A 15263-nucleotide genomic window follows, 5' to 3' on the forward strand; every position below is an offset into this window, starting at 1 on the left:
CCGACCCGACCGATCCCACCGATCCCACGGAGCCGGTCGACCCGGGCACGCCCACCGATCCGACTGCCGGCGGCATGGTCTACAGCCTCGCGGGACCGGACGCCCAGCTTTTCGTCATCGACCCCGATACCGGCGATATCGCGCCGCAGGACTGGTTCGTGCCGAGTTATCACGACGCCTGGGACCAGAACGAGGACCATGTCTACGAGATCACCCGCGTCGCCACGCCGGAGGACGGCAGCCCGGCGGTGCCGGAGGACCTGCGCTTCGAAACCTTGCCCGACGGAAGTTTCGCGCCCCTGCCCGCCGAAGACCCCCTGATGGCGGCACTGTTTCTCGATACCACCGGCACGCTGGAAGCAGCACTGCCTGAGGAAGAACCGGACGACGAGACGCTGCTGGATGAGATGATGATTTAGACCGAACCGCCTGCCCTGGTCATACGGCCCGCATCCGCAGAAGGTTCGAGCGCGTTTTGGAAACGAGCCGCACCTGTTTTTCCGTCGCCGGCGGCCTCGGCTCGGCGGAGTGCCTGCCAGAGGTCGAACAGGATGTCGCGCTGGCGTGGGTCGCGCACCCAGTTCGTTGCCCAGCCGGTAATCGCCAGCCGCACGCCCTCGGTCACCGACTCGACCCGGTGCAGCGTGTCAGCGGGATAGACCACCGCCTCACCCTGGCCGAGCTTAAACGTCCGATCTTCCACCCGGTCCGAGATACAGAGCGCGCCACCTTCGTAAACCTCTGGCAGAGAGGGAAAATCTTGAAGGACATGTCAGCACGCCCGCCCGTCATCAAGGCATTGTCGATGTGGTTGCCGTATTCGCCGCCGCCTTCGGTGCGCGACAGCACCATGCCGGAAAACCCCTTGGGACATGCCACCGCCTGAAACAGCGGATGCGCCAGCAGCGCCCTTCTGACTTTCTCCAGCACCGCCTCGCGGTCGGGTGGCAGCGGCCGGGCCAGGTGCGCGCCAGCATCGGCAGCGCCTTGGTCCAGGCCGGGGTGCCGAGCCGCCACAGCGACACGGCCACCGCCAGCGCCGCGGCGGTCAGGCCGTGCGGACCCACGTAAGCGGCGTATTGCGCCGCCGGGCTGGCGGCCCAGACATAGCCTCAACGCCCAGGGGAAGCCGGTGAGGACATAGCTGCGTAAAAGCTCGGCCCCGGTCAGCGCCGCGATCCGGTAGGTGCCTTCGAAATAGTCGAACCGCGTCAGACAGGCCGCAAGTCCCTGGCTCATCTCGATCCCGGCCTCGCCGGCTTCGCCGGCTTGTTCGGCCAGCGCCGATGTCGCCGTCGCCAGGGGCACCACTTCGGTCTGCAGCGAAGCCAGCCCTGCCAACGTGGCCACCGCCCAGTTCCGGGGGCTGACCTGCCGGGAGCCGCCCCTGTTTTGCGTCGTCATCGTCGCGCCCATTCCCTGAGGATTTTTCAATCACCGTGAGACCCCCGCGGCGGTCAAGCGCTTTCCCCTGTCCCTCACGTCCGGCACGGGCTATGGAGCGGACATGGGCATCGAGGTCATCATCGAGGACGCGCGCTGGCAGGCGACGGGGTTGGACCGGCTGGCCGCACGCGCGGCAGAGGCGACTCTGACGCATCTCGGACTCGATCCGGTGGCCTGCGAGGTATCGCTCCTGGCCTGCGACGATGCCCGCATCGCCGCACTCAATGCCGATTTCCGAAACAAGCCGCAACCGACCAACGTGCTGAGTTGGCCATCGGAACAGCGCGGCGCCGATACAGACGGTGCACCACCGGAGCCTCCACGCGACATGGAGCTTGGAGACATCGCCATCGCCTATGACATCTGCGCCCGCGAAGCCGGCGCGCAAGGCATTGAGATGGACGATCACGTCAGCCATCTGGTGGTTCACGGGATCCTGCATCTTCTGGGGTACGATCACATCCGTGACCGCGATGCCACTTTGATGGAAGCGCTGGAAACCGCCATACTTGGCAAACTGGGCATCGCTGACCCATATAGAGAGGCATGATGCAGGGCGAGGACCCTGCTTTTGGATAAGGACAGATGGGCGATAACATCGACGGGTCGTCTCCCGCGGCGCAGGGCGCGCGGGACACTCAGGCAGAAAATGGTGACCCCGGCGACGCGCCGGATACCCAGTCAGGCAGCGGATTGCTGCGCCGTATCTTTGGGGCGCTCAACCCCTCCGACATAGAAGAAACCACCGATCACGTGCCCCCGGAACGGGAAGCCCCTGCCGCGCCTGGTCTGCTCAACCTGCGCCGCATGGCCGTCGAGGACGTGATGATCCCCAAGGCCGAGATCGTCTCGATCCCGGCGACCATCACCCGTGACGAGCTGGTGCAGGTCTTCCGCGACAGCGGTTTCAGCCGCCTGCCGGTCTACCAGGACACGCTCGACACCCCGCTGGGGATGGCGCATCTCAAGGATTTTGCGCTGCAATATGGCTTCAATGGCACTGCCAAGGGTGGATTTGCGCTGAAGAAAATGCTGCGGCCGTTGCTGTTCGTGCCGCCTTCGATGCCGATCGGCGTGCTTTTGGCCAAGATGCAGGCCGAACGCCGGCACCTCGCCCTGGTGATCGACGAATATGGCGGCGTCGACGGGCTGGTCACGATCGAGGACCTGATCGAACAGGTCCTCGGCGAAATCGAAGACGAGCACGACCAGGCAGAGGACCAGCTGTTCTCGGAGAACAAGGACGGCAGTTGGATGGCCCAGGCCAAGACCCCGCTGGACGAGTTCGAAACCGCGGCCGGCCATTCGCTGACCGGTCACGAGGCGGTCGACGAGGAAGAGATCGACACTCTGGGCGGGTTGGTCTTCATGCTTTGCGGCCGGGTGCCGGTGCGCGGCGAGGTGATCAAACATCCCGATGGCACCGAGTTCGAAGTGATCGACGCCGATCCGCGCCGGATCAAGCGGCTGCGGGTGCGTTTGCCGAAATCCATCGATGCCTGAGCCGGACCGCCCGAGCCTTGTCACGCGGTTCGAGGCCCGGGCGCAATCGGTCTTCCTCCGCCGCCTGATGCTGGCGGCCGCGCTGGCGGGCGCGGTGGCGGCGCTGGCCCAGGCGCCGTTCAACCTCTGGCCGTTGGGCTTGCTGGGGCTCACCGGGCTGTTCACCCTGTCGCGCGTGGCGCGCGGCCCCTGGCCCGCCTTCTGGATCGGCTGGGCCGGCGGAACCGGCTATTTCGCCATGGCGTTGTTCTGGATCGTCGAGCCGTTCTTCGTCGACTTCGCCCGCCATGGCTGGATGGCGCCGTTCGCCCTAGCGTTTCTTTCCGGCGGGCTGGCATTGTTCTGGGGCGGGGCGAGCATGCTTGCCCATCGGCTGGGCGGGCGGGCGCTGACCTGGGTCGCGGCGCTGACCGGGGCCGAGCTTTTACGCAGCTATGTCCTCACCGGCTTCCCCTGGGCGTTGATCGGCTATGTCTGGGCCGCCAGCCCGGCGGCGCAATACGCCGCTTACGTGGGTCCGCACGGCCTGACCGCCGCGGCGCTGGCGGTGGCCGTGTCGCTGTGGCGGCTCGGCACCCCGGCCTGGACCAAGGCGCTGCCGATGCTGGCGCTCTATGCCGGGCTGATCGCGCTTGGCGCGCATCTGGCCCGGCCGCTGCCACCCGGCCCCGAGGCGCCCGTCATCCGCATGATCCAGCCCAACGCGTTGCAGCACCAGAAATGGGATCCCGACCACGTCCTGACCTTCTTCAACCGCCAGCTCGACTTCACCGCGAAGTCCGGCACCGGACCCGATCCGGACCTGATCGTCTGGCCCGAAACCGCGATTCCCTGGGCGTTGGAAAACGCCGGCCGGCCGCTCGAGATGATCGCGGACACCGCAGCCGGCACGCCCGTGGTGCTCGGCCTGCGTCGGTTCGACGGGCCGCGGCTCTACAACACCGCAATACTGCTCGACGCCAACGGCCAGGTTGCGGCGCAATACGACAAACATCATCTCGTGCCCTTCGGCGAGTATGTCCCCTTTGGCGACATGGCGGCCGGTTTCGGCATCGCCGGGCTCGCCGCGCGCGACGGTTTCGGCTATTCCGCCGGCCCGGGTCCGCGGCTGATCGAGCTGCCCGGGATCGGCCCGGCCCTGCCGCTGATCTGTTACGAGGCGGTGTTCCCGCAGGATGTGGCCGCCGCCCCGGCCCGGCCCCGACTGCTGCTGCAATTGACCAACGACGCCTGGTTCGGGCAGTTCTCCGGGCCCTTCCAGCACCTGCAACAAGCCCGGATGCGCGCCATCGAACAGGGCCTGCCGATGCTGCGGGTGGCCAATACCGGCGTCTCGGCGATGATCGGTCCTCGCGGCGAGATCCTCAACCGGATACCGCTCGGCCAGGCCGGCTTCGCCGACGCCGGGTTGCCCGCCGCCCTGCCGCCGACGCCTTATGCCCGCAGCGGCGACTGGCCGGTGCTGGCGCTGGTGGTGATCGGCCTCGGGCTCGGCGCCATCGCCCGCCGGCGGTCGCCGGCCCCGCACCGGCCCGATTGAAGCGGTTGTCGCCGCCTTTTTCCATTGACCCGCCGCAACCGCACGCGTAACCAGACGCAATCGCCCCCACAACGGCTTCCTGGCGTGGCGGGCAAGACCCCAATGGAGCATTTCTCATGACCAGAAAAAACTACGTTTTTACTTCGGAATCGGTGTCCGAAGGCCACCCCGACAAGGTCTGCGACCGGATTTCCGACGCCGTCCTCGACGCCTTTCTCAGCGAAGACCCGCACGCCCGCGTGGCCTGTGAAACCTTCGCCACCACCGACCGGGTGGTGATCGGCGGCGAGGTGCGCGGTCCCGGCGCGGTGATCAAGCGGGTCGAAGAGATCGCCCGCGACTGCGTCAAGGATATCGGCTACGAGCAGGAGGGGTTTCACTGGGCCAACATGAAGGTCAACAGCTACCTGCACGCCCAGTCCGCCGACATCGCCCAGGGCGTGGACGCCGATGAGGACAAGGACGAAGGTGCCGGCGATCAGGGCATCATGTTCGGCTATGCCGTCAATGAGACCAAGGCGCTGATGCCGGCGCCGATCCAGTATGCCCACGCCATCCTGCGCCGCCTGGCCGAAGTGCGCAAATCCGGCGCCGAGCCCAAGCTGGGGCCAGATGCGAAATCGCAGCTTTCGGTGCGCTATGTCGACGGCAAACCGGTCGATGTCACCTCGATTGTGTTGTCGACCCAGCACCTAGATCCCGATCTGACGTCAAACGACGTGCGCGCAATCGTCGAGCCCTATATCCGCAAGATCCTGCCGGAAGGCTGGATCACCAAGCAAACCGTCTGGCACGTCAATCCGACCGGAAAATTCGTCATCGGTGGCCCCGATGGCGATGCCGGCCTGACCGGGCGCAAGATCATCGTCGACACCTATGGCGGGGCCGCGCCGCATGGCGGCGGCGCCTTCTCGGGCAAGGATCCGACCAAGGTCGACCGTTCAGCGGCCTACGCCGCGCGTTATCTCGCAAAGAACATCGTCGCGGCCGGGCTGGCGGACCGCTGCACGCTGCAGCTTTCCTATGCCATCGGCGTGGCTGAGCCGCAGTCGATCTTCATCGACACCCATAACAGCGGCCAGGTCAGTGACGAGGCGCTGGAGAAAGCCGTCCGCGAGGTGATGGACCTGACCCCGCGTGCGATCCGCACCCATCTCGGCCTCAACAAGCCGATCTACCAGCGCACAGCGGCCTACGGCCATTTCGGCCGGCAGCCCGACGAACAGGGCGGCTTTAGCTGGGAAAAGACCGATCTGGTCGAGGCGCTGAAAGGCGCGGTCTGATCCCGCCCATATCACCGGGCACGACGCCGCCCCCCGGGGCGGCGTCGCTCATTTGACGCCGGGTCGTGCTTGCCCCGCCCACCGCCTGCCGCAAAACTCCTCGTCATCGCCCTTTTGCCGCCACGGAGAGCGCCGATGATCTTCTACGACTGCTCCACCGCCCCCAGCCCACGCCGGGCGCGAATGTTCATCGCAGAGAAGGGGTTGGAGATCGAAACCCGAAACATCAGCATTGCTGATGGTGAGCAATTCTCTGAAGATTTCCTCAAGATCAATCAACGCGCTACCCTGCCGGTCCTGGTCACCGACGAAGGCAGCGCATTGACCGAAAACACTGCCATCGCCGCGTATCTCGAAGCCCGCTTCCCCGAGCCGCCTCTTCTGGGGCGGGATCCTGACGAAAAGGGCCGGGTGGCGATGTGGAACACGATCTCCGAACAGCAGGGCGGCACGGCTGTTGCAGAAGCCTTCCGCAATGCCCACCCAGCGATGAAGGGACGGGCGCTGCCCGGTCCGCTCGACCTTGAACAAATTCCGGAACTGGCCGAACGTGGCCGGCGCCGGGTCGAAGCCTTCTTCGCGCTTCTCGAGGCCAGGCTTCAACAAAGCCCATGGCTGGCGGGCGACGCGTTCTCGATGGCCGACATCACCGCCTTTGTCTTCACCGATTTCGCCCGGGTCATCCGCGCCCGTATTCCCGAAGACAATGAAGCAACGCAGGCCTGGTTCGGCCGGGTCAAGACCCGCCCGAGCGCGTCCCTGTAAAGAAAAGGCCCCGCGACCGGGGCCTTTTCTCTTTAGGCTGAAAGCCGTGCCTCACTCGGCCGGCTGCGTCAAAGGCTGCCGGTTGTCCAGCGACCAGGCCCCGGCTCCCAGCGCCACCACCATTAGCATGCCACCAGCGATCGAGACGTTCTTCATGAAGCTGATCATCTGCATTTGCGCCTCCATGCCTTCCATGCCCAGCGACGGCAGATAGTGGAAGATCAACCCTGACAGCAGCGTGAAGCCGGCCAGCAGGAAGGCCACCAACCGCGCTTGCCAGCCGAGCAGCAGCGCGATGCCGCCGCCGAGCTCGGTCAGAATGACGAGAGGCAGCAACGCGCCGGGCACGCCCATCATTTCCATGTAGCCCTGGGTGCCTTCGTAACCGGCGATCTTCTGGGCCCCGGCCATGATGAAGATGAAGGCGAGGAAAAGCCGGCCAACGGGCGCGGCATAGGTCTGAAACTGTGTCATCGGAAACTCCGTCCTGTTCCTGTGTGTTCTTGTGCCCGATACATGGCGTTTTGCTCGCAGTTGAACCATTCCCACAAATTCGACAAGCTGTGTGCAAAAATGCAGAGATAGGCGCAACGCCGCGCCCGGCGTGTCAGGAACGGTTGAAACCCGCTCCCCCGGGCAGTAGGAGGCAGCCATGAGCAAATCCAATCACCAGTCCGGCGCGCCCTGGCGCAATTTCTATGGCCGCATCAAAGGCAAGGGGCTACGGCCTAGCCAAGAGGCCTATCTCGAGGAAGACCTCGGACGGCTCTCGCCCGGGCCGGTGGGCTGGGACGAGAACCCTGACCGCGCGCCGCTTGATCTTGCGGCGCTGTTCGGTGGCCGCGAGGTCTGGCTGGAAGTGGGGTTCGGCGGCGGCGAGCACATGGTGCACCAGGCCGTGCAAAATCCCGATATCGGCATCATCGGGGCCGAGCCCTACATCAACGGCGTCGCCATGCTGTTGGGAAAAATTCGGAACGCGGACTGCGACAACATCCGCATCCATCCCGGCGACGTGCGCGACCTGTTCGACGTGCTGCCCGACGCCTCGATTGCCCGCGCCTTCCTGCTTTACCCCGACCCCTGGCCGAAGAAAAAACACCATCGCCGCCGTTTCGTGACGCCCGAGCACCTCGAGCCACTGGCCCGGGTGCTGAAACCCGGCGCCATTTTCCGGGTGGCAACGGATATTCCCGACTATGTCCGTCAGACGCTTGAGCAGGTTCCACGCTTCGGGTTCGACTGGCTGGCCGAACGGCCCTCGGACTGGCGCGAGGCCTGGGGTGACTGGATTTCCACCCGCTACGAGCAGAAGGCCCTGCGCGAAGGCCGGGTGCCGCACTACCTGACATTCCGGCGCCACTGATCCGTCAGGCTTTGATCAGCCCGTATCAAGGCGAACCGGCAAGAGGCCTCGCATTCCGCCCGCGACCGATCGGATCAAAGATGGTCCGGCTGCGGCATGCCCAGCACGTGGTAACCGCCATCGACGCGAACAATCTCGCCGGTGGTAAACAAGCCGTCGTCCGAGGCGAGGTAAACTGCGGTGCCGCCCACCGCCTCGAGCGTGGCGTTCGAGCGCAGCGGGGCATTCTCCTCGGTGTGCCGGAAGGTCTTGCGCGCCCCGCCAATGGCCGCCCCGGCAAGCGTCTTCATCGGCCCCGGAGAAATCGCGTTCACCCGGATGCCCTGCGGCCCGAGATCGTTGGCGAGATAACGCACCGTCGCCTCGAGCGCCGCCTTGGCCACGCCCATCACGTTGTAGTTCGGCACCACCCGGTTCGAGCCCTGGTAGGTCAGCGTCAGCAGTGTGCCGCCGTCGGTCATCATCGGCTCGGCGCGGCGGGCGACCTCGATGAAGGAATAGCAGGAAATGTCGAGCGAGTTCTTGAAATTCTCGCGGCTGGTGTTGAGGAACCGCCCGGTCAACTCGTCCTTGTTGGAGTAGGCGATGGCGTGCACCAGGAAATCGAGCCGGTCCCAGCGCTCGGTCAGCTGTGAAAACGCGGTATCAAGCGAGGCGTCGTCGGTGACGTCGACATCGACGATGAAATCCGAGCCCAGCGACTGCGCGAGCGGCAGCACCCGCTTGCCGAAGGCCTCGCCCTGATAGGTAAAGGCCAGCTCCGCCCCGGCCTCGGCCATGGCCCTGGCAATCCCCCATGCGATTGAGCGGTCGTTCGCGACCCCCATGATCAGCCCGCGTTTGCCGTTCATCCGCTCGCCCATGTTTTTTATCCCAAATACCTAGACAAAATCATCGACCCATTGGTGCCACCGAAGCCGAAGGAGTTGGTCATCACCGAGTCGAGCCCGGCATTCTCCACCAGTTGCGTCGCCACCTCGCCCGGATTGATGGCCGGGTCGAGCGTGTCGACATTGATCGACGGGATGATGAAATCTTTGTCGAGCGCCAGCAGGCAGAAGATCGCCTCGAGCGCCCCGGCCGCGCCCTGGGCGTGACCGGTCATCGACTTGGTCGAGCTGATCGGCGGCACGTTGCCCGCGCCAAACACCCGGCGCACCGCCTCGACCTCGCCGACGTCACCGACCGGGGTCGAGGTGCCGTGGGCGTTGATGTAGCTCACGCTGCGACCTTCGGGCAGCATTTCCAATGCCAGCCGCATCGCCCGTTCGCCGCCCTCACCCGAGGGCGCCACCATGTCATGGCCATCGGATGTCGCCGCAAATCCCGTCACCTCGGCATAGATCCTGGCGCCCCGCGCCTTGGCGCGTTCCAATTCTTCCAGCACGACGATGCCGCCACCGCCGGAAATCACGAATCCGTCGCGATCGGCATCGAAGGCCCGGCTGGCCTTCTCTGGGGTGTCGTTGTACTTGCTCGACATCGCTCCCATGGCATCGAACAGGCAGCTGAGCGTCCAGTCGAGCTCTTCACCGCCACCGGCGAACATCACGTCCTGCTTGCCCAGCATGATCTGTTCCGCGGCATTGCCGATGCAATGCAGCGAGGTCGAGCAGGCCGAGGTGATTGAATAGTTGATGCCCTTGATCCTGTAGGCGGTGGCGAGATTGGCCGAGATCGTCGAGCTCATGCATTTCGGCACTGCGAACGGCCCGATCCGCTTGGTGGCTCCGGTCTTTAGAACGGTCTGATGCGCCGTCAGCATGGCCGAGGTCGACGGCCCGCCCGACCCGGCCACAAGCCCGGTGCGCGGGTTGACGATGTCGGCCTCTTCCAGACCGGCATCGGCAATCGCCTGCCCCATGGCGATATGGGCATAGGCCGCCCCCGGCCCCATGAAGCGCAGCGTGCGCTTGTCGACATGCGCGGCGGGGTCGAGGTCAATGGCCCCGGCCACCTGGCTGCGAAAGCCGTGTTCGACCATGTCCGCGTTGGGGCTTATTCCAGACCTTCCGGACTTGAGCGAAGCGATGACCTCTTCGGAGTTGTTGCCAATGCTGGAGACGATCCCCAGCCCGGTGACGACGACGCGGCGCATATTGCCTCCCTAAATGTCTCAAGGACTTGTAGGGCATGGCAGGCCCGGGGTGCAAGACGATTGGGCGCCGCGCGTCAGGGCGTCTCAGGCCGCCATGCCATTGAGCCGTGGCGCGCGCTGTGGCAGCCTGACACAGAGGTCCGGTCGGTCGTGGCTGACGACCGGAACACGGATGCAAGAGGAGGGCGCCGTCGGCATGACGTCGCGGGTCACATGGCAGACCGTACCGTAACGCTGAGACGTTACCCCGAGTTGGAGGGCAAGACCTTTCTCATCTGCGTTGGTGCGGCCAAATGCGGAACAAGTTGGCTGCATCACTACCTCGGCGCGCTGCCCGGGGTCGTCGTCTCCCCGCTCAAGGAGCTGCACTTTTTCAACGCCAGGTTTGCTGGCAACGCGTTGGGAGACACCGACGCGTTCGCCCTGTCCCGGCTGGCGTTTCACCTCGACCAGACAGGCGAGGCCGTGGCCAATCTGCGCCAGCGCCCGACCTTTCAGGCAAGCGTCGACCGGGTACAGATGATCTATGACGACAATGCCTATTTCGGGCATTTTTCCCGGCTCTGCACGGGTCGGACGCGCTGCCTCTGCGACATCACACCGGCCTATTCCGTGATCGGGCCCGAGGGGTTTGCCTATATGAAAGCTTTTTGCGCCTCGCAGGGGGTGCGGCTTAGAATCCTGTTTCTCATGCGCGATCCGGTTGATCGCTACTGGTCGCAGCTCCGACACCTGCAGCAGATGAACCCGGCCAACGATATTGCCAATACATGGCCCAAAGCTCTGGACTCCGCCGCCCTGACGGCGCGGGCGGATTACCGGGGCGTCGTCTCGGCGCTCGATCAGATCTTTCCCTCCGCCGACCTGCTCTATCTTTTCTACGAGACCTTGTTCGACGCCGCTGCCCTGCATCGTCTCTGCGCCTTCGCCGGCGCGTCTTTTTCCCCTGGCAAGCCCACCGAACCGAGGAACGAGACCACGGTAAAACTGCCGCTTCCCGAGGCGGCGCGCGACGCCCTGACTAGACGTCTGGCGCCGCAATATGCGTTCTGCCGGGAACGTTTCGGCGACGCGGTTCCGAAGCTCTGGTCTGGTTGAACGCGTCCGGAATACCTTACTCGACATTCCCAGGTGGGGCCGTATCGTGTATGCTGTGATTTGTTACTGGTTGCTTTACTCCGACTTTTCCAGAGCGGACATGGCACCAATTCGGCAAGAAATTTAAGGGAGGATTAGGACATGCCTGAAGACGCCTTGATCGGATTCGAGTTCTTCACAATCGATGACGAAAATTCACCTTTCAATGGTCTGACCATTGCAAACGACCATGCCGTGCGCGCGGCCTCGCAGCACCTCAACAACCCGAACGCCTACAACCATGCGATCGAACATCTCGACCGCGCGATCGAGGCGGTGCAGGCTGCGGCCATCCGCAACGCGAGCCGTAACGACCCACGGCAGGACGAACCCACCTGGGACGATAACGTGCCGCCCGACCTGATCGGTCCTGACGACTTCCTGTTGTAGGGCCGTCGGCGCGGACGAACAAACGGCACACGCCAGCCGGAAGGCCGTTGCTGCGCGGTCCTGCCGCAGGTGGTCCAGGCTCGTGGTACGGTTCAGCTTTCGCTGAGGGCGACCTTCATGTCCTTGACCTCATAGATGACCTCGCCGTCGGCCTCGACGATGCCGTCGGCGACACCCATGGTCAGCCGCCGGGTCTGCACCGCCTTGGTGAAATCCACCTTGTAGGTCAGCATTTTGCGGTCAGGTCGTACCATGCCCTTGAGCTTCACTTCGCCCACGCCGAGGGCGTAGCCGCGCCCGGTCCAGCCGCGCCAGCCGAGATTGAATCCGGTCAGCTGCCACAGCCCGTCGAGCCCCAGACAGCCTGGCATGATCGGGTTGCCGGGAAAGTGGCAGGCGAAGAACCACAGGTCGGGGGTGATGTCGAACTCGGCCAGAACATGGCCCTTGCCATGCAACCCGCCCTCGGCCGAGATGTCGGTAATCCGGTCCATCATCAGCATCGGCGGTTCCGGCAGCTGCGCATTGCCGGGCCCGAAAAGCTCGCCGCGGGCGCATTTCAGAAGATCTTCTTTCGAGAAACTGCTCGGGTATTGGGCCATGCGAAACCGGGTCCTGTCATGAGTGTCGTCTCCCTCTAGCACCGGCCGCGACGGGGTGGCAATAGCCTCGTCCGGGATTGCCGGACTTGCCGCACCTGGCACCAAGTAGACCGGTCGGCCGCGCAGTCCGGCCCCAATCCCTCTGCCCGGTCGGTCGCACACCACCCGTGCCGGCCGACGCCGCGGCATGGCACCCGGACCGCGGCTCCTCCGGAAACCTGTCTTTCTATTTGAAAACCCGCCAAGTCTCTGTAAACTGTGCCGACCTTTGAGAAACCGCGCGATCGATGAGTGACATGCAGAAAACCGCCCAGAAACGTAGCAGCGACTGGCTCTCGCATGCCGGCCTGCGCCCGACGCGGCAGCGGCTGGCCCTGGCGACGCTTCTAGTGGGCGACGGGCAGCACCGCCACGTCACAGCCGAAAGCCTGTTTGACGCCGCCCGCCGGGCCGGCGAGAAAGTCTCGCTTGCCACGGTCTACAACACGTTGCGGGCCTTCTGCGATGCCGGGCTGATGAGCGAGATCACGGTCGACGGCACCAAGAGCTATTTCGACACCAACACCACCGAGCATCCGCATTTTTTCTGGGAAGACAGCGGCGAGCTGACCGATGCTTCCGACGAGCGGATGCAGATCACCAACCTGCCGGCCGCCCCCGCAGGCGCCGAGGTCGCATCGGTTGACGTCGTCATCCGGCTGCGCCGGACCTGAGCATAAGGCGGGAGCGTCCCGCCGTGCCCCCGTAGAATCCGGCCCCGCCGCCAGTTCCCCCTGACGCAAACAGCGAGACCCTCCTATGCGCGCCATTGCCTATACGACATTCGGCCCCGCCGCCGATGTGCTGAAGCTTCGTGACATGCCGACGCCCAATCCCGCCGCCGGCGAAGTGCTGGTGCGGCTGCACCGATCGGGCGTGAACCCGTCCGACGTCAAGGCCCGCGCCGGATCGCGCCCCGGCGTGACCGAGCCACCCTATCCGTTGATCATCCCGCATTCCGATGGCGCCGGCGTAGTCGAAGCCGTGGGCACGGGCGTCGACGATACCCGCATCGGGCAGAGCGTCTGGATCTGGAACGGCCAGTGGCAGCGGCCGCATGGTACTGCCGCCAGTCACATCGTGCTGCCGGCTGACCAGGCGGTGCCGCTGCCCGACGGGGTCTCCTTCGACACCGGCGCCACGCTCGGCATCCCGGCACTCACTGCGGCCCAGACGGTGTTCGGCGGCGGCTCGGTCGCGGGGCAGACCCTGCTGATCTCGGGTGGTGGCGGCTCGGTCGGTCATCTCGCCATCCAGCTTGCGGTCTGGGGCGGGGCGCGGGTCATCGCCACTGTCGGCTCGGGGCGCTCGGGTGACGATGCCCGCGCGGCGGGCGCCGCGCATGTGCTCGACTACGGGTCCGACGCCCTCGCCCGGGATATCCTCGACGTCACTGCCGGCGCCGGCATCGACCGTGCCGTAGAGTGCGAATTCGGCGCCAATATCGAGCTGCTGGCGCAGGTGATGCGCCCGTTGGGCACCATCGCCGCTTACGGTTCGGCGCTCGACATGTCGCCTACGCTTCCCTTTGGCCCGCTGCTCTTCAAAGCGCTGAAGATCGATATTTCACTGATTTACATCCTGCCGCCGGAGGAACGGCGCGCACGCATCGCCCAGATCCACGACGCGCTCAGCAGCGGCGCACTTACGTCGCGCATCCATGCGACCTACGCCCTCGAAGACACCGCGCAAGCGCATGAAGCCGTCGAACGCGCCGGCCGGCACGGCGCGATCCTGATCGATTGCAGCTGATCCGCTCTTGATCTGACCGCGAATACCTCGGGAGTGCGGGGGCTGGCGCCCATGTCCGCGCCCGTCACGGGCCGTCGCGACGGACAGGGCGCCCGGTCGGCCTAGCGCACCGGCTGCGTGTCCCGGCCGGCAGGCACCGGCACGCAGATCCTGTGACCCCGCAGACATCGGCTTCGGATCAGGTGCCTGTCGAATCTTCTCCTAGATCGGCGCGCGAGTCCTCGAGTCCCGCCCTGAACCTCTCGGCATCGCCATAGTCGAGAAAGCCGGGGTAGTGCCGATGCGGCTCCTTCACCGCACCGGCATGCTTGATCGGGCACCAATAGGCCTCGGTCCGGGCCGCCACCTCGCGGGCATGGGCGATCAGGCCGTTGGCATAGCCGCAATAGACACAATTGAGTTTCTGCAGCCCGTTTAGATAGGCGAGGTGGTGCCTGTCGATCCGGATGTGGTCGCGCCGCTTCACCTTGGGGATGCCGTAGACCGGGAAACAGATCGCCTGGTACAGCGCCGTGAACAGGTCGAGCAACACCAGCGGCACGATCAGCCCATAGGTTACCGGAGCGCTCAGCACCACCAGCGGCCGGGTAGCCTTCAGGAAGGTCCACAGCCGCACCCGGAAGCGACGGTGCTGCCGCCGGATTTCGTCTTCGAATACCACCCGGCCATTGACCAGCCGGTAACGGAAAGCGGCCCCGCGGCGGGCGACTTCCTCTTCCAGTTCGTCCTGCAGCACCCGCATGCGCTCCAGGATCGTGTCGATTACGGATTTTTGCTCGGCCATGGCTGCCTCCCGCGCAGGTTCTGCCCGGCAGGCTAGCACAGTCCGGTGCAGCGCGTCAGCCGATCGACACCAGTTCGACGGCGAAGGTCAGATCCTTGCCCGCCAGCGGGTGATTGGCGTCGAGCACCACATGGCTGTCGGTCACCTCGAAAATGGTCAGCGTCATCACCTGGCCCTGCTCGTTGTGGGCATGAACCTGGGTGCCCACCTCGATCGGCACTTCCTCGGGGATATCGGCGCGCGGCACCGCCTGGCGGGCCTCGTCATGGACCGGGCCATAAGCCTGATCGGCCGGCACCTCGACGGTCCGCTTTTCGCCGAGGGACATGCCCTGCATGCCAGCCTCGAGCCCCGGGATCACCTGGCCGGAGCCAAAAGTGAACTCCAGAGGATCGCGGCCCTCGCTGGAATCGAACACCGAGCCATCGGCCAGCGTGCCGGTATAATGGATTTTCACGGTATCGCCCTGTTTGACCTGGCTCATAAGATCGTTCCTTTCATGCCGCGCGTCGTCGCGTTTGCGTGTCAATGAGGGCCGAACCTAACGGGCACAGGGGT

The 15263-nt window shown here is 65.2% G+C and carries 19 protein-coding genes and 1 riboswitch; of the genes, 11 read left to right on the forward strand and 8 right to left on the reverse strand.

Annotation, left to right across the window (positions count from 1 at the left end; genetic code table 11):
- On the forward strand, positions 1-419 hold a 419-nt coding region (locus tag NO357_RS16950; RefSeq protein ID WP_306736912.1), incomplete at its 5' end, for a hypothetical protein.
- On the opposite strand, the gene NO357_RS16955 is transcribed toward NO357_RS16950, so the two are convergent.
- Together NO357_RS16955 and NO357_RS16960 are read right to left on the reverse strand one after the other, a co-directional pair.
- Positions 416-703 carry a 2OG-Fe(II) oxygenase family protein gene (locus tag NO357_RS16955; protein ID WP_306736913.1) on the reverse strand — a complete coding sequence of 96 codons (288 nt, stop codon included), beginning with the start codon at positions 701-703 and terminating at the stop codon, positions 416-418. The two genes, NO357_RS16950 and NO357_RS16955, sit on opposite strands and share 4 nt — an antisense overlap.
- Positions 622-1404: a 2OG-Fe(II) oxygenase family protein gene (locus NO357_RS16960; protein ID WP_306736914.1), complete on the reverse strand. Its 783-nt coding sequence runs from the start codon at positions 1402-1404 to the stop codon at positions 622-624. The genes NO357_RS16955 and NO357_RS16960 overlap by 82 nt, the downstream gene beginning before the upstream one ends.
- A 103-nt stretch (positions 1405-1507) precedes the next feature.
- On the opposite strand from NO357_RS16960, the gene ybeY reads away from it, so the two are divergent.
- From ybeY to NO357_RS16985, 5 genes are all read left to right on the forward strand, one after another.
- A complete protein-coding gene (ybeY, locus tag NO357_RS16965; RefSeq protein WP_306736915.1) occupies positions 1508-1996 on the forward strand; it encodes an rRNA maturation RNase YbeY in 489 nt (162 codons plus the stop codon).
- A gap of 35 nt (positions 1997-2031) precedes the next feature.
- Positions 2032-2949: a hemolysin family protein gene (locus NO357_RS16970; protein ID WP_306736916.1), complete on the forward strand. Its 918-nt coding sequence runs from the start codon at positions 2032-2034 to the stop codon at positions 2947-2949.
- The gene (gene lnt / locus NO357_RS16975; protein WP_306736917.1) at positions 2942-4489 is read left to right on the forward strand and encodes an apolipoprotein N-acyltransferase; all 1548 of its coding nucleotides are present in this window, start codon (positions 2942-2944) and stop codon (positions 4487-4489) included. Before NO357_RS16970 ends, lnt begins: the two co-directional genes overlap by 8 nt.
- A 60-nt stretch (positions 4490-4549) precedes the next feature.
- A riboswitch (SAM-SAH riboswitch) is annotated at positions 4550-4599 on the forward strand.
- A gap of 6 nt (positions 4600-4605) precedes the next feature.
- On the forward strand, positions 4606-5772 hold the full coding sequence (gene metK / locus NO357_RS16980; RefSeq protein ID WP_306736918.1) for a methionine adenosyltransferase: 1167 nt from the start codon (positions 4606-4608) through the stop codon (positions 5770-5772).
- Positions 5773-5907: 135 nt separating this feature from the next.
- Positions 5908-6537 (forward strand): glutathione S-transferase family protein, encoded by a 630-nt coding sequence (locus NO357_RS16985; protein ID WP_306736919.1) that lies wholly within the window; start codon positions 5908-5910, stop codon positions 6535-6537.
- 51 nt (positions 6538-6588) lie between these two features.
- On the opposite strand, the gene NO357_RS16990 is transcribed toward NO357_RS16985, so the two are convergent.
- Positions 6589-7011, reverse strand: a complete 423-nt coding sequence (locus NO357_RS16990; RefSeq protein ID WP_306736920.1) for a DoxX family protein — start codon at positions 7009-7011, stop codon at positions 6589-6591.
- A 178-nt stretch (positions 7012-7189) separates the two neighbouring features.
- Between NO357_RS16990 and trmB the strand changes: the two genes are divergently transcribed.
- Positions 7190-7903, forward strand: coding sequence for a tRNA (guanine(46)-N(7))-methyltransferase TrmB (gene trmB, locus NO357_RS16995; protein WP_306736921.1), 714 nt, complete (start codon positions 7190-7192; stop codon positions 7901-7903).
- A 74-nt stretch (positions 7904-7977) separates the two neighbouring features.
- On the opposite strand, the gene NO357_RS17000 is transcribed toward trmB, so the two are convergent.
- Positions 7978-8766 carry an enoyl-ACP reductase FabI gene (locus tag NO357_RS17000; RefSeq protein WP_306736922.1) on the reverse strand — a complete coding sequence of 263 codons (789 nt, stop codon included), beginning with the start codon at positions 8764-8766 and terminating at the stop codon, positions 7978-7980.
- 5 nt (positions 8767-8771) lie between these two features.
- Positions 8772-10001: a beta-ketoacyl-ACP synthase I gene (gene fabB, locus NO357_RS17005; RefSeq protein WP_306736923.1), complete on the reverse strand. Its 1230-nt coding sequence runs from the start codon at positions 9999-10001 to the stop codon at positions 8772-8774.
- A gap of 213 nt (positions 10002-10214) precedes the next feature.
- On the opposite strand from fabB, the gene NO357_RS17010 reads away from it, so the two are divergent.
- Both NO357_RS17010 and NO357_RS17015 read left to right on the forward strand, forming a co-directional pair.
- Positions 10215-11099 (forward strand): sulfotransferase, encoded by an 885-nt coding sequence (locus NO357_RS17010; RefSeq protein WP_306736924.1) that lies wholly within the window; start codon positions 10215-10217, stop codon positions 11097-11099.
- A 141-nt stretch (positions 11100-11240) separates the two neighbouring features.
- Positions 11241-11528 (forward strand): hypothetical protein, encoded by a 288-nt coding sequence (locus NO357_RS17015; protein WP_306736925.1) that lies wholly within the window; start codon positions 11241-11243, stop codon positions 11526-11528.
- 92 nt (positions 11529-11620) lie between these two features.
- Here NO357_RS17015 and fabA read toward each other — a convergent pair whose 3' ends face one another.
- Entirely contained in the window at positions 11621-12130 is a 510-nt protein-coding gene (gene fabA / locus NO357_RS17020; protein WP_306736926.1) for a bifunctional 3-hydroxydecanoyl-ACP dehydratase/trans-2-decenoyl-ACP isomerase, read from the reverse strand.
- 287 nt (positions 12131-12417) lie between these two features.
- Here fabA and irrA point away from each other — a divergent pair, with 287 nt between their 5' ends.
- Entirely contained in the window at positions 12418-12843 is a 426-nt protein-coding gene (gene irrA, locus NO357_RS17025) for an iron response transcriptional regulator IrrA (protein ID WP_376744399.1), read from the forward strand.
- 85 nt (positions 12844-12928) lie between these two features.
- Positions 12929-13921 (forward strand): NADPH:quinone reductase, encoded by a 993-nt coding sequence (locus tag NO357_RS17030; RefSeq protein WP_306736928.1) that lies wholly within the window; start codon positions 12929-12931, stop codon positions 13919-13921.
- 178 nt (positions 13922-14099) lie between these two features.
- Here the strand turns inward: NO357_RS17030 and NO357_RS17035 are convergent, their stop codons facing one another.
- Together NO357_RS17035 and NO357_RS17040 are read right to left on the reverse strand one after the other, a co-directional pair.
- Positions 14100-14705, reverse strand: coding sequence for a hypothetical protein (locus NO357_RS17035; protein ID WP_306736929.1), 606 nt, complete (start codon positions 14703-14705; stop codon positions 14100-14102).
- Between the two features lie 55 nt (positions 14706-14760).
- Positions 14761-15189 carry an FKBP-type peptidyl-prolyl cis-trans isomerase gene (locus tag NO357_RS17040; RefSeq protein ID WP_306736930.1) on the reverse strand — a complete coding sequence of 143 codons (429 nt, stop codon included), beginning with the start codon at positions 15187-15189 and terminating at the stop codon, positions 14761-14763.
- Positions 15190-15263 lie beyond the last annotated feature (74 nt).

It is taken from the genome of Marimonas arenosa, assembly GCF_030848945.1.
In the GTDB taxonomy this organism is placed as follows: Bacteria; Pseudomonadota; Alphaproteobacteria; order Rhodobacterales; family Rhodobacteraceae; genus Marimonas; species Marimonas arenosa.